Origin of the sequence: Nonomuraea sp. NPDC049607, from assembly GCF_040675375.1 — a bacterium.
GTDB lineage: Bacteria > Actinomycetota > Actinomycetes > Streptosporangiales > Streptosporangiaceae > Nonomuraea.
Window position 1 is genome coordinate 135,128 of sequence record NZ_JBFAOV010000015.1, and the last position, 12,978, is coordinate 148,105.

At 73.3% G+C, this 12,978-nt stretch carries 12 protein-coding genes; 7 read left to right on the plus strand and 5 right to left on the minus strand.

The annotated features are described in order from the left end of the window. Positions 1–54: 54 nt before the first annotated feature. Both AB0J97_RS27785 and AB0J97_RS27790 read right to left on the minus strand, forming a co-directional pair. On the minus strand, positions 55–306 hold the full coding sequence (locus AB0J97_RS27785; protein ID WP_364093485.1) for a hypothetical protein: 252 nt from the start codon (positions 304–306) through the stop codon (positions 55–57). A gap of 72 nt (positions 307–378) precedes the next feature. Next, a complete protein-coding gene (locus tag AB0J97_RS27790; protein ID WP_364093488.1) occupies positions 379–1,581 on the minus strand; it encodes a Gfo/Idh/MocA family oxidoreductase in 1,203 nt (400 codons plus the stop codon). A 202-nt stretch (positions 1,582–1,783) separates the two neighbouring features. Here AB0J97_RS27790 and AB0J97_RS27795 point away from each other — a divergent pair, with 202 nt between their 5' ends. From AB0J97_RS27795 to AB0J97_RS27825, 7 genes are all read left to right on the plus strand, one after another. After that, positions 1,784–2,977: an amidohydrolase family protein gene (locus AB0J97_RS27795; RefSeq protein ID WP_364093491.1), complete on the plus strand. Its 1,194-nt coding sequence runs from the start codon at positions 1,784–1,786 to the stop codon at positions 2,975–2,977. 81 nt (positions 2,978–3,058) lie between these two features. Further along, a complete protein-coding gene (locus AB0J97_RS27800; protein ID WP_364093494.1) occupies positions 3,059–4,519 on the plus strand; it encodes an altronate dehydratase family protein in 1,461 nt (486 codons plus the stop codon). Beyond that, the gene (locus AB0J97_RS27805; RefSeq protein WP_364093497.1) at positions 4,519–5,760 is read left to right on the plus strand and encodes a mannitol dehydrogenase family protein; all 1,242 of its coding nucleotides are present in this window, start codon (positions 4,519–4,521) and stop codon (positions 5,758–5,760) included. The genes AB0J97_RS27800 and AB0J97_RS27805 overlap by 1 nt, the downstream gene beginning before the upstream one ends. Further along, positions 5,757–6,551: a glucosamine-6-phosphate deaminase gene (locus AB0J97_RS27810; protein ID WP_364093500.1), complete on the plus strand. Its 795-nt coding sequence runs from the start codon at positions 5,757–5,759 to the stop codon at positions 6,549–6,551. Before AB0J97_RS27805 ends, AB0J97_RS27810 begins: the two co-directional genes overlap by 4 nt. After that, positions 6,544–7,704, plus strand: a complete 1,161-nt coding sequence (locus tag AB0J97_RS27815) for a Gfo/Idh/MocA family oxidoreductase (protein ID WP_364093503.1) — start codon at positions 6,544–6,546, stop codon at positions 7,702–7,704. The genes AB0J97_RS27810 and AB0J97_RS27815 overlap by 8 nt, the downstream gene beginning before the upstream one ends. Before the next feature lie 83 nt (positions 7,705–7,787). After that, positions 7,788–8,780 (plus strand): LacI family DNA-binding transcriptional regulator, encoded by a 993-nt coding sequence (locus tag AB0J97_RS27820; protein ID WP_364093506.1) that lies wholly within the window; start codon positions 7,788–7,790, stop codon positions 8,778–8,780. Next, complete coding sequence (locus AB0J97_RS27825) at positions 8,777–10,552, plus strand: acetylxylan esterase (RefSeq protein WP_364093509.1); 1,776 nt, start codon at positions 8,777–8,779, stop codon at positions 10,550–10,552. Before AB0J97_RS27820 ends, AB0J97_RS27825 begins: the two co-directional genes overlap by 4 nt. On the opposite strand, the gene AB0J97_RS27830 is transcribed toward AB0J97_RS27825, so the two are convergent. The 3 genes from AB0J97_RS27830 to AB0J97_RS27840 are packed head-to-tail and all read right to left on the minus strand — an operon-like array spanning position 10,542 to position 12,978. After that, positions 10,542–11,114 carry an SGNH/GDSL hydrolase family protein gene (locus AB0J97_RS27830; RefSeq protein WP_364093512.1) on the minus strand — a complete coding sequence of 191 codons (573 nt, stop codon included), beginning with the start codon at positions 11,112–11,114 and terminating at the stop codon, positions 10,542–10,544. The genes AB0J97_RS27825 and AB0J97_RS27830 overlap by 11 nt on opposite strands. Further along, positions 11,111–12,049 (minus strand): carbohydrate ABC transporter permease, encoded by a 939-nt coding sequence (locus tag AB0J97_RS27835; protein WP_364093515.1) that lies wholly within the window; start codon positions 12,047–12,049, stop codon positions 11,111–11,113. Before AB0J97_RS27835 ends, AB0J97_RS27830 begins: the two co-directional genes overlap by 4 nt. After that, positions 12,046–12,978, minus strand: coding sequence for an ABC transporter permease subunit (locus tag AB0J97_RS27840; protein ID WP_364093518.1), 933 nt, complete (start codon positions 12,976–12,978; stop codon positions 12,046–12,048). The genes AB0J97_RS27835 and AB0J97_RS27840 overlap by 4 nt, the downstream gene beginning before the upstream one ends.

Genomic DNA, 12,978 nt, shown 5'->3' on the forward strand with positions numbered 1-12,978 from the left:
TTCGAGCCCGCCGGCCCGGAGGAGATGACCTCCGGGCCGGCGGCGATCAGGCGACTACCTGGTCAGGACCATCAGCGTGAAGAAACCGGTGTACTCGCAGAAGTACGACAGGTAGGCGCCGCTGGCCTTGAGCTGCTTGCCCTTGGCGACGCACTTCGCCTCGCTGGAGTAGTCGCCGTACTTGATCCAGGTGGACGCCGCGACCGAGGTGGTTGCGGAGCTGGCGGGCGCGGTCAGCGCGGAGCAGGTCGCGGCCAGGGCGACCGCCGCGAACGTGGTCGCGGCGGCACGGGTGAGCTTGGGCATAGCATCCCTTCGGGGGTGGGGCGGCCATCGCGGCGGAACGGTAGATCATTTCCGCCGCGACCTTGATCATAATCATGCGCCCGGCACTCGCCCGACGCCGCCCCCGGTGATTCCAGCGTCCTGGATCGCGAAATGGGCCGATACCTCAGGGGAGACCGGCGGCACCGCGCACGGCGTGGACCCCGAGCGGAGCGACAGGGTCGCGTGGTACGCCGCCGCCACGGCGTCCCGGGCGGCCACGGGCGAGGTGTCGGTGGCCCGGCCGTCCCTGGCGAAGCGGAGGAACTCCGTCATCAGCGCCCGGTCGGCCCCGCCGTGCCCGCCTTCGGCCTCGGGCACGGTGACGACCAGGTCGCCGTCGGCGTCGTAGTCGCGCCGGCGCCTGTTCCACACCCGTACGACGCCGGTGCCCCGATGGTCGCCGAAGTTCTCCAGCCTGCCCTCGGTGCCGATCACCGTGTAGTTGCGCCAGTAGTCGGGCGTGTAGTGGCACTGCTGGTAGCTGGCCTGCACCCCGTTGTCCAGCCGCATCAGGACCATCGACAGGTCCTCCACGTCGATGACCGGGTTGAGGCCGCGCTGGCTGAGCGGCGGCCAGTTGCGCCCGGGGTCGAACCAGTGCTCGTCCAGGCCGGGTGAGCGGTCCTCGACGCGGCCGTAGACGCCCAGGGAGCCCATGGCCGTCACCAGGCCGGTGCGCGAACCGGCCAGCCAGTGGATGACGTCGAGGTCGTGGGCGCCCTTCTGCAGCAGCAGGCCGGTGGTGTTGCGGCGGTCGGCGTGCCAGTCCTTGAAGTAGTAGTCGCCGCCGTGGCCGACGAAGTGGCGGCACCAGACGGCCGTCACCTCGCCGATCGCGCCCTGCCCGATCAGCGAGCGCATCTCGCGGACGACCGGCATGTGACGCATGTTGTGGCCGACGTACAGGCGGGCGCCGTGGGCGCGGGCCGCCTCCAGGACGCGGTCGGCGTCGTCCACGGTGGTGGCCAGCGGTTTCTCCACGAACGTGGGCAGGCCCGCGCTCAGGGCGGCGATCGCGTGCCCGGCGTGCAGGTGGTCGGGGGTGGCCACGATGATGGCGTCCGCGTCGAGGGCCTCCTCCAGGCGGGTCGTGGTGCGCACGTCGTCGCCGAACAGGGTCCTGGCACGGGCGAGGCGGGCCGGGTCGAGATCGCAGACGGTCGTGATCCGGGCGCCCCGGCCGGGGCGGTGCGCCTCCTGGGCGATGCTGACCCGCTGGCCCGCGCCGACGACGGCGATGCGGAGGTCGCTCATGACGGGTGGTCCTCGGGGTGCGGGTCGAGGGCGTCGCGGCCCTCGAAGCGTCGTGCGGGGGACACGGGCGCTCCTCTCTGCTTCGCGTGGCGCCGATCATACGTAAGGCAAGCGTTTGCGGCAATTGCCGACAAGCTCTTGATGGCGGCGTCTTCAATGGGATAAACAGGTTGCGCAACCGCTTGCCGCGATGGGGGAGTGCATGGCGAGATACGCCTTGACCGGCGTCCGGACGGTCCTGCCGGAGGAGGTCCGGGAGGACTTGGCCGTCATCGTCTCCGGCGACCGGATCGAGGCGGTGCTGCCCGCCGGATCGCTGGACGGCGTGCCGCGCGTGGACGCCGGCGGCCTGTACCTGACGCCGGGCCTGATCGACCTGCATACGCACGGAGCCGCCGGGCACGGGTTCGACCAGGGGGAGGCCGCCGACTGGGCGGCGGTGCTGGCCGCCCAGACGCGCTTCGGCGTGACCGCGGTCCAGGCGTCGCTGGCCACGGCTCCCTTGGCCGACATGGCCGACCGCCTCGCGCTGGCCCGGACGTTCACCGAGCAGGACGAGCACCGGCGGGACGGCGCGCGGCTGCTCGGCGTCCATCTGGAAGGGCCGTTCCTGGCCCCCGAGCAGGCCGGGGCGCACGACCCGGGGCTGCTCCTGCACCCGTCGGGCGAGGCGGTCGGCGCGCTGCTGGCCGCCGGCACGCCCGGCATGGTCACCCTCGCTCCCGAGCTGCCCGGCGGCATCGAGGCCGTGCGGCGCTTCGCCGCCGCCGGGAGCGTCGTGGCCGCCGGGCACAGCCAGGCCGCCGGGGACGTCTTCGCCGCCGCCGTCGCGGCCGGGGTCACGCACCTCACCCACCTGTGGAGCGGGCAGTCGGCGCTGATCCGGCAGGGGCCGTGGCGGGTGCCGGGGCTGCTGGAGGAGTCGCTGGCCAGCGACGGGCTGACCGCCGAGGTGATCGCCGACGGCCGGCATCTGCCGCCGCAACTCCTGCGGATCGCCGCGCGCTGCCTGCCGGGGCGGTTGTGCGTGGTGTCGGACGCCACCCCGGGCGCCGGGTTGCCGGACGGCTCGCCGTACCGGCTGGGCGCGCTCGACTGCGTCGTGCGCGACGGGGTGGGGATGCTGCCGGGCGGCGCGGCGTTCGCCGGAAGCACGACCGGGCTCGGCCCGATGCTCGGCCACCTGCGGCGCGAGCTGGGGCTGAGCGTGCCGGAGGTGGTCGCGATGGCCACGGCCACACCCGCGCGGGTGCTCGGGCGGCGCGACCTGGGGGCGCTGCGGGCGGGCCGCCTGGCCGACCTGGCGCTGTTCGACGACGACTTCGGCGTGCGGGCCACGATCGTGGGCGGGCGCTGGCTGCTGGACGAGGACGGGCTCCGGGAAGGGACTGCGTGATGGGCGAGGATCTGCTGCGGCTGGACGAGGGGACTGCCTGATGGGCGAGGATCTGCTGCGGCTGGACGAGGGGACTGCCTGATGGGCGAGGATCTGCTGCGGCTGCGCGAGGGGGATGACGTCGCGGTCGCCTTACGCGACCTGCGCGCGGGTGAGCGGCACGGCGGGCTGGTGCTCGCCGAGGACGTGCCGAGGGGACACAAGGTCGCGTTGCGGGCGTTGCGGGCCGACGAGCCGGTGCTCAAGTACGGCCAGCACATCGGCGTGGCGTCGGCCCCGGTCGCGGCGGGCGCGCACGTGCACACGCACAACCTGCGCTACGACGACACCGCCCCCCGCCGGACGGCCCCCGCCCCACCACCACCGACCGCCACACCTCACGAAATGTCGTACTTCAATGGCTATGTACGGCCCAACGGCAGGGTCGGAACCCGCAACCACATCGGCATCCTCACCTCGGTCAACTGCTCGGCCACGGTCGCCAGACTCGTGGCCCAGCGCTTCCAGGACCACGAGGGCATCGACGGCGTCGTCGCCCTGACCCACAACACCGGCTGCGGCCTGGCCGACGACGGCGAGGGCCTGGCGATCCTGCGCCGCACCCTCGACGGCTACGCCGCCCACCCCAACTTCGGCGCGATCCTCATGCTCGGCCTCGGCTGCGAGGTCAACCAGCCCACGACCGACATCCCCACGATGACCATCCAGGAGCTCGGCGGCACGAGGAAGACGGTCGACGCCGCCACCAGGGCCGTCGAGGAGCTGCTCCCCGACGTCGCCAGGGCCCGGCGCACCCGCGTCCCCGCCTCGGAGCTGATCCTCGGCCTGCAGTGCGGCGGCTCCGACGGCTACTCCGGCCTGACCGCCAACCCCGCCCTGGGGGTCGCCGCCGACCTGCTGGTCGCCCAGGGCGGCACCGCCGTGCTGGGGGAGACCCCGGAGATCTACGGCGCCGAGCACCTGCTCGCCGAACGGGCCGCCGACCCGCGCGTCGCCGCCCGGCTGATGGAACGCGTCGCCTGGTGGCGCGAGTACGTCGCCGCGCACGGCGGCAGCATGGACCACAATCCCTCACCGGGCAACCGGGAGGGCGGGATCACCACAATCCTGGAGAAGTCCCTCGGAGCGGTCACGAAGGGCGGTTCCACGCCTTTGACCGCCGTCTACGAATACGCCGAACGCGTCGAGGCCAAGGGCCTGGTCTTCATGGACACGCCCGGCTACGACCCCGTGTCGGCCACCGGCATGGTCGCCGGGGGCGCCAACGTCATCTGCTTCACCACCGGCCGCGGCTCGGTCTACGGCTGCCGCCCGGTCCCCAGCGCCAAGCTGGCCACCAGCAGCGAGCTGTTCCGCCGCATGGCCGGGGACATGGACCTCGACTGCGGTCCCGTCGCCGACGGCCGCGCCGATCTGGAGACCGTCGGCAGGCAGATCTTCGACCTGGTGCTGCGGGTCGCCTCGGGTGAGCCGACGCGCAGCGAGGAGCTGGGCTTCGGCGCCGAGGAGTTCGTGCCCTGGCAGCTCGGCGCGGTGATGTGATGCCGCGCGTGGTCCACGTCGGCCTGGGCGCCTTCCACCGGGCCCACCAGGCGGTCTACACCGAGGACGCCGGATGGGAGGTGTGCGCGGTCGCGCCCCGCTCGGCCGAGGTCGTGCGCGCCCTGCGCGAGCGCGGGCACCGCTACACGCTGCTCGTGCGCGACGGCGAACGCGCCACCGCCCGCACGATCTCCTCGATCCGCGCCACCCTGCACGCCCCCACCGAACGCGACCGGGTCGTCGCGGTCCTCGCCGACCCGGAGACCACGGTCGTCACGCTGACCGTCACCGAGAAGGCGTACCGGCCGGGCGGCGCCGTCGTCGCCCTGCTCGCCGAGGGGCTGGCCGCGCGGGCGCGGAAGGACGCCGGGCCGCTGGCCGTGGTGTCGTGCGACAACGTGCCGGGCAACGGCCGCCGCCTCCGGGAGCTCTTCCAGGAGTACGCCGGGATCGGGGCCGAGGTCACCTTCCCCGGCACGGTCGTCGATCGCATCGTCCCCGCCGCCACCAGGGAGGACCGGGAGCTCACCGGCGACCCAGCCGTCGTCGTGGCGGAGCCGTACACGCACTGGGTGCTGGAGGACGGCTTCCCGGCCGCGCGGCCGGAGTGGGAGCGCGGCGGCGCGCTGTTCACCGCCGACGTCACCCCGCACGAGCAGGCCAAGATCCGCATCCTGAACGGCACCCACAGCACGCTCGCCTACACCGGCGCGCTCATCGGGCACGAGCACATCGCCACGGCGCTCGCCGACCCCGCGCTGGAGGCGCTCGCCCACCGGCTGACCGCCGAGGACGTCCTGCCCTCGCTGACCCCGCCGGACGGCCTCGACCTGGCGGTCTACACCGCCGCGATCCTGGCCAGGATGCGCAACACCGCGCTGCGCCACCGGTGCGCCCAGGTGGCGATCGACGGCTCGCTCAAGGTGCCCATCCGGCTGCTCGGCACCGTCAGGGACCGGCTGGCGGCCGGGGCGCACCCGCGCTGGGCCTGCCTGGCCGTCGCCGCCTGGCTGCGGCACGTCCGCGGCGGCGTGGACGACCGCGGGCGGCCCCTGGAGGTCTCCGACCCGCTCGCCGACCGGCTGCGCTCGCTGCCGCCCGAAGAGGCGCTGCGCGTGCCCGAGGTGTTCGGCGCGGACCTGCCGGACGAGCCCGCCTTCACCGGGCAGGTCCTCGCCGACCTGCGCGACCTGGCCCGGCACGGCGCCGCGGCCGTCATCAGAAGGGAAACCACCACGTGAACGAGCCCCTCGCCCGATTCGACGCCGAAGCGCTGCCGGTCGCCGTGTACGACGACCAGCGGGCCATGGCCGTCGCGGCGGCCGGCCACACGGCGGACGTCCTGCGCTCGCGCGTGTCGGCCGCCGGCGCCGCCCGGGTCGTGATCGCCACCGGCAACTCCCAGCTCGCCTTCGTCGCCGCCCTGCGCGAGGAGCAGGTGCCGTGGGAGCAGGTGACCGTGTTCCACATGGACGAGTACGTGGGCATCGACGACCGGCACCCCGCCTCCTTCCGCCGCTGGATCAGGGAGCACGTCGAGGAGCCCTTCGCCCCGGCCCGGGTGTGCTACATCGACGGCGACGCGGCCGACCCCGAGGCCGAGTGCGCCCGCTACGAGGCGTTGCTCCGGGAGGCCCCGCTCGACCTGGTCTGCCTGGGCATCGGGGAGAACGGGCACCTGGCCTTCAACGAGCCGCACGACGCCGACCGCGACGACCCCCGATGGGCCCGGGTGATCACCCTCACCTCCGCCTCCCGGCACCAGCAGGTGGGGGAGGGGCACTTCGCCGGGTTCGGCGCGGTTCCGGCCACGGCCATCACGCTGACCGTCCCCGCCCTGCTCGGGGCGCGGCACGTGCAGGCCGTGGTGCCGGAGGCACGCAAGGCGCACGCCGTGCGGCAGGCGTTGCGCGGGCCGGTCGGGGCGCACTGCCCGGCCACGTGGCTGCGCGGGCAGGCCGGAGCGCGGCTCTTCCTCGACCGCGACTCGGCCGCGCTGGTCACCGACGAGCCGGCGGTGAACGGTGGCTGAGCGCCGGCGCTACGCGCTGTCCGGGCTGAGCAGGCGGGCGATGTCGGTGTTCGTCCGCCCGCTGCTCGGCGCCCACGCCGGGGACGGGGAGATCGTCGCGGTGTGCGACCCCGACGAGGCCCGGGTACGCGACCTCGACCCCGTTCTGCCCTGGTACCCGCCGGACCGGCTGGACGACCTGATCACCGAGACCCGCCCCGACACCCTGCTGGTCGCCGGGCCCGACTTCACGCACGCCGAGGCCATCCTCACCGGCCTGGCCCGCGGCCTGACCGTGGTGTCGGAGAAGCCCATGGTCACCACCGCCCGCGACGCCGCCAGGATCGTCGAGGCCGACCCAGGCGGCCGGGTCCGCGTCACTCACAACCTGCGCTACGCCCCCCGCCACCAGGCGATCAAACGGCTGCTCATGGCGGGCGAGATCGGCCGGGTGGTCGGCGTCGAACTCGTCTGGAACGTCGAGACCCTGCACGGCGCCAGCTACTTCCAGCGCTGGAACCGCCGGGCCGAGCTGTCCGGTGGCCTCCAGGTGCACAAGAGCTGCCACCACTTCGACCTGGTCGGCTGGTGGCTGGCCGACGTGCCCGCGCAGGTCTTCGGCTACGGCTCGCGCGCCTACTACGGCGCCGGCAGCCCGCACGCGGCCGACGACCCCTACCGGCGGCGCTGGGCCGAGGAAGGCGTGTCGCTGCCCGACAGCCCTCTCGGTCACATCTACGACACGGAGATCGACATCGAGGACAACTACGCGGCCCTCGTGCGCTACCGTGGCGGCGCTCATCTGTCGTACAGCATCCAGTTCTCCGCGCCGTGGGAGGGCTACCGGCTGGGCATCAACGGCACGCACGGCCGCATCGAGGCCGGCCTCGAATACGGCAGGCAGGCCGTAGGCCCGCCCGAGCCGATCGTCGTCCACCCGATGTTCGGCGACCGGCGGGAGATCGTCGTCGAGGGGGAGGCCGGGGGGCATCTCGGCGCCGACGAGCTCCTCGTGCGCGACCTGTTCGCCGGGGACGGCGCCGACCCGCTGGGCCTGCGCGCCGGCAGCCTGGACGGCGCCAGGGCCGTGGCGGTCGGCGAGGCCGTCCGGCGGTCGTCGCAGACCGGTCAGCCCGTGGATGTCGAAGCCCTTCTCGCAAGCGGTTGCCTATGATGGAAGCGGCAGAGAAAGCTGCACAACCGGAAACCATGCGCAACCGCTTGCGCTAGCGTCGCACCCATGAAGGAAAGATGCCCATGACCGTCACCCTGGCCGATGTCGCCCAGGCGTGCGGCCTGTCGCCGTCCACGGTCTCGCGCGCCCTGTCCGATCCGGGCAGGGTCAGCGCGCAGACCCGCGACAAGGTGGCCCGGGTCGCCCGTGAGATGGGCTACACGCCCAACCGGGTCGCCAGGTCGCTGTCGATGGGGCGCACCGGCACGATCGGCCTCATCGTGCCCGACGTGGCCAACCCGTTCTTCCCACCGATCATCAAGGCGGTGCAGGCCCGCGCGGCGCGCAAGGACCTCGTCGTGGTGCTGGCCGACACCGACGAGCGGGCCGCAGACGAGCTCGACCGGGCACGGGTGCTGAGCAAGCAGGTCGACGGCCTGATCATGGTCTCGCCCCGCTCGCCGGAGCCGCGCATCGCCGAGATCGGGCGGCTCGGGCCCACCGTGTTCGTCAACCGGCGCGTGCCCGAGCACCCGTCCGTGCTGATCGACAACGCCGACGGCATGCGCCAGGCGGTCGAGCACCTGGTGGCGCTCGGCCACCGGCGGATCGGCTACCTGGCCGGCCCCCGGCGCTCGTGGTCCAACCAGCAGCGCCAGGCCGCGATCACCGAGGCGTGCGCGCAGCTCGGGGCCGAGCTGGTGACGTTCGGCCCGTTCGAGCCGCAGGTGCAGGCCGGGGTGCAGGCGGCCGACCTGCTGCAGGGCAGCCCGGCCACCGCCGTCATCGCCTACGACGACCTCATCGCGCTGGGCGTGATGGCCCGCATGTCCGAGCGCGGCCTCAGCGTCGGGCGCGACCTGAGCGTCATGGGCATCGACGACAGCCCGCTGTCCGGCATGGCCTACCCGACGCTCACCTCGATCCACGTGCCCGGCGCCGAGGCCGGCGCCACCGCCGTCGACCTGCTGCTCGACGTCCTCGACGGGCTGCACGGCGAGCCCCCGCCGCCGTTGGTGGAGCTGGAGACCTACCTGGTGGTGCGCAGCTCGACCGGACCGGCCCCGAGCCGGTGATCCCCGGGTTCGGGCCGTTCCTCGACGGCCGCTTCGACGTCACGCACGACCTCCAGGCCCACGTCTACCGGCGCACCGAGCGGCTGCTGTCGCGGTGGGAGGCGGTCAACGACGCGCTGTCCACTCCGGCCGAGGTCCGCGCCCGGCAGGCGGCCGTGCGCGCCGCCCTCACCACGAGCCTGTACGGCGAGACGCTCCCGCCCTTCGCGGAGGGCACGGCCCCGCCGGAGGTCGAGCACCTGGGCAGCGTGCGCACCGGTGACCTCGTCGTCGAACGCCTGCTGCTGCACACCGCGCCCGGCGTCCCGGTGCCGGCCAACCTCTGGCGGCCCGCCCACCTGCCCGAGCCCGCGGGGGCCGTGCTGTTCGTCTGCGGGCACGGCGGTCAGGCCAAGGCGCACCCCACGTACCAGGCCGTCTGCGCCCGCCTGGCCGGGGCGGGGCTGGTCGTCCTCGTCATGGACCCCGTCGGCCAGGGCGAACGCGCCCTCGCCGACCGGGGCGACGGCGGCGTCTCCGAGCACACCGACGCCGGGGTGACCTGCTGGCGGGCCGGCCACTCCCTGGCCGCCCACTTCGTGCACGACGCCCGGCGCGGCCTCGACCACCTGTGCGCCCGCCCCGACGTCGACCCGGCGCGCGTCGGCATCACCGGCAACAGCGGCGGCGGCGTGCTCACCACGCTCATGATGGCGCTCGAACCCCGGCTGGCCGCCGCCGCGCCCGGCACGTTCGTCACCAGCAGACGCGCCTACCTGTGGGCCGGACAGGCCCAGGACGCCGAGCAGATCCTGCCCGGCGGCACCCTGCTGGGCGTCGGCCACGAGGACCTGCTGATGGCCATGGCCCCGCGCCCGGCCCTGGTGCTGGCGGCCGACTACGACTTCTTCCCGCTGGACGGCACGCTGGAGACGGTGTCCCGCGCCGCCCGCGCCTACGCCCTGCTGGACGCCCCCGGCGCGCTGTCGGTCGCCCGCGCCCCCGTGGCCCACGGCTACCACCCGGAGCTGGCCCGCGCGGCGACCGCCTTCCTGGCCCGCCACCTGGGCGGCGTCGTGCGTTCCGAGGCCGAACCGGAGACCCTGCCCGCAGAGGCCCTGGCCTGCACCCGCGACGGCGTCTTCCGCGACCGTCCCGGCACGCCGCACGTGCCCGATCCGCCGGCGCGGCCGGCCTCGATCGAGCAGGTCGCGGCGCTCGTCCGCGCCCATCGTGAGCCGCCCGCCGAGTTCTTCCCGCGCTGGTTCGACCGTCCCGAGGCGCTGGTGCCCGTCCGGCACGTGTTCTGGCGCTCCGAGCGTGACGTGTGGAACGCGGGCGTCCTGGCCGGAGCGCCGGACCCGGCGGGCACCCTGGTCGTCGCCCTGTTCGAGCACGGCACCGCGTCCCTGCCCGGCCGCCAGGACTGGATCAGGGAGAGAATCGGCACGGGCCGGGCCGTCCTGGCCCTCGACGTCCGCGGCGTGGGCGCGCTCGCCCCGGCCCCCGTCACCGCCCGCCCCGACGGCGCCTACTTCGGCACCACCTACAAGCTCATGACCGACCTGCTCTGGCTCGGCGACAGCCTCGGCGCGGCCCGCGTGCACGACGTCCTGCGCGCCCTGGCCTTCGCCCGCCACGAGCGCCTCGGCGCCACCGTCGAGCTGTACGGCGAGGCGGGCCAGGCCGTCTACGCGCGATGGGCCGCCAGGCTCGACGACGCGGTGGCGGCCGTCGAGCTGCGCGACCCGCAGGACGGCTGGGAGTCGGTCATCCCCGGTGTCACGGGATGAACAGCGACCCGCTCACCCCGACCGGCTCCCACAGGTCGAGCGCCCGCAGCAGGTTCCTGGCCAGCGCCCGGTGGCCGTACTCGTTGGGGTGGCAGCCCGACCCCATCCAGTGCTCGCCGCCGTCCCAGGTGGCGTGGTGGTCGACCAGCACGTCGGCGTCGAGCGAGCGCACCGCCTCGGCGTAGGCGGGCAGGTCGGCCCAGCCGGACTCCGGGGCCCGGTTGGGCGTCTGGAGCACGACCGTCGCGCCGGCCTCCCGTACGCGGGAGATCACCGCGGCGTAGTCGCGGACGAAACCGGGCAGGCCCGCGGGCCCGGCCGCGCAGTCGTTGAGCCCGAACATCAGCGCGACCACGTCGGGCCGGTGGCGCAGCACCGCGCCCTCGACGTCGAGCTGGGAGACCTTCTGGCCGCTGACGCCGGTGTTGATGACCGCGTCGGCCGGCCGGTTGAGCTCGAAGCGCACCCGCTCGGCGAACAGCTGGGTGTAGTCGCGCCAGCCGAAGGTGTGCAACGCCCCCTGGGTCACGCTGTCGCCCGTGAACAGCCAGACCGTGCTCATCCCTTGACCGCCCCGATCAGAATGCCCTTGGCGAAATGACGTTGCAGGAAAGGGTAGACGATCAGGATCGGCACCAGCGAGATGACCAGCACGGCCATCTGCAGGGCCTGCTGCGGCGGCGGCAGCTCGCCGGTCAGCGCGGTGTTGTCCACGCCCATCGTGGCGTTGTCGACCACGTACGTGCGCAGCACGAGCTGCAGCGGCCACCTGGCCGAGTCGTTGAGGTAGAGCATGGCCGAGAAGAAGCTGTTCCAGTACGAGACCGCGTAGAACAGGCCCACGACGGCCAGCACCGCCTTCGACAGCGGCAGCACCACCCGGCGCAGCACCTGGAACTCGCCGGCCCCGTCGATGCGCGCCGAGTCGAGCAGGTCCCTGGGCAGGTCGAGGAAGAACGAGCGGACGACGATCACGTTGAACCCGTTGACCAGCACCGGCAGGATCAGCGACCAGTACGACTCCAGCAGGCCGAGCTGCTTGACGATCAGGTAGCTCGGGATCATGCCGGGCGAGAACAGCAGCGTGAACAGCACGAGCAGCAGCAACGGCCGGGAGGCGAAGCTGCCCGGCCGCGACAGCGAGTAGGCCAGCAGCGTCGTGCAGGTCAGGCTCAGCAGGGTGCCGACGACCGTGACGCCCAGCGACACGAACAGCGCCCGCGACACCACGCCGCCGGCGAAGATCGCCCGGTAGGCGTCGAGCGTGGGGTGCTCGGGCCACAGGACGTAGCCGCCGGCCAGGTTGATCTGCACCTGGTCGGCCAGGCTGGTGGCGATCACCGCGACGAACGGCAGGATCACCACCAGGCAGGCGGCCAGCAGCACGACGCCCTTGAGCGCCCTGATCGGCCGGCCCGCCGGTTCCAGGCCGTTGCGCAGCTCCCTGGGGCGCGCGTCGCGGCGGCCGGCCGCCCTGGTGATGTGCGCGCTCGTCATCGCGAGTACACGCCCCTCTCGCCGAAGATGTGCGCGATCTTGTTGGCGGCCAGCACCAGCGCCACCCCGATCACGCCCTTGACCAGCCCGACCGCGGCCGACACGCCCCAGTTCCCGCCGGTCACGCCGTTGTTGTAGACGTAGGTGTCCAGCACCTCGGAGGCGTCCACGCCCACCGCCCGCTGCTGGAGCTGGATCTGCTCGAACCCGACGGTCAGCACGTCGCCCAGCTTGAGGATGAGCAGCAGCACGATGACGCCGCGGATCGCGGGCAGCGTGACGTGCCACATCTGCCGCATCCGGCTCGCCCCGTCGACCGCCGCCGCCTCGTAGAGCGCCAGGTCGACCCGGGACAGCGCGGCCAGGAACAGGATCGTGCCCCAGCCGGTGTCCTTCCAGATCACCTGGGACGTGATCACCACCTTGAACAGGCCGGGGTCGCCGATCAGGTCGAACCCCTCCATGCCCTTGCTGCGCATCCAGGCGTTGAGCAGCCCGCCGTTGCCCAGCATGTGCTGGAAGATCGCGACCACGATCACCCAGGACATGAAGTGCGGCAGGTACAACACCGACTGCACGACCCGCTTGACGCGCTCCGAAAGCAGCGAGTTCAGCAGCAGCGCCAGCGCGATCGGCACCGGGAAGACGAACACGACCTGGAGGAACGAGATGACCAGCGTGTTCACCAGGGCGTTGACGAACGCGGGGTCGAAGGTGAAGATGCCCTCGAAGTTCCGCAGGCCCACCCAGGGCGCCTCGAAGATCCCGATGTAGGGCTGGTAGTCCTGGAAGGCCACCACGTTCCCCAGCAGCGGCACGTAGTGGAACAGGATCACGATCGTCATGCCGGGCACGGCCAGCAGCAACAGGAACCTGTCGCGCCGCCAGCGGCTCTCCTGACGTACGGCAGGCGGCCTTCTGAGCAGCAT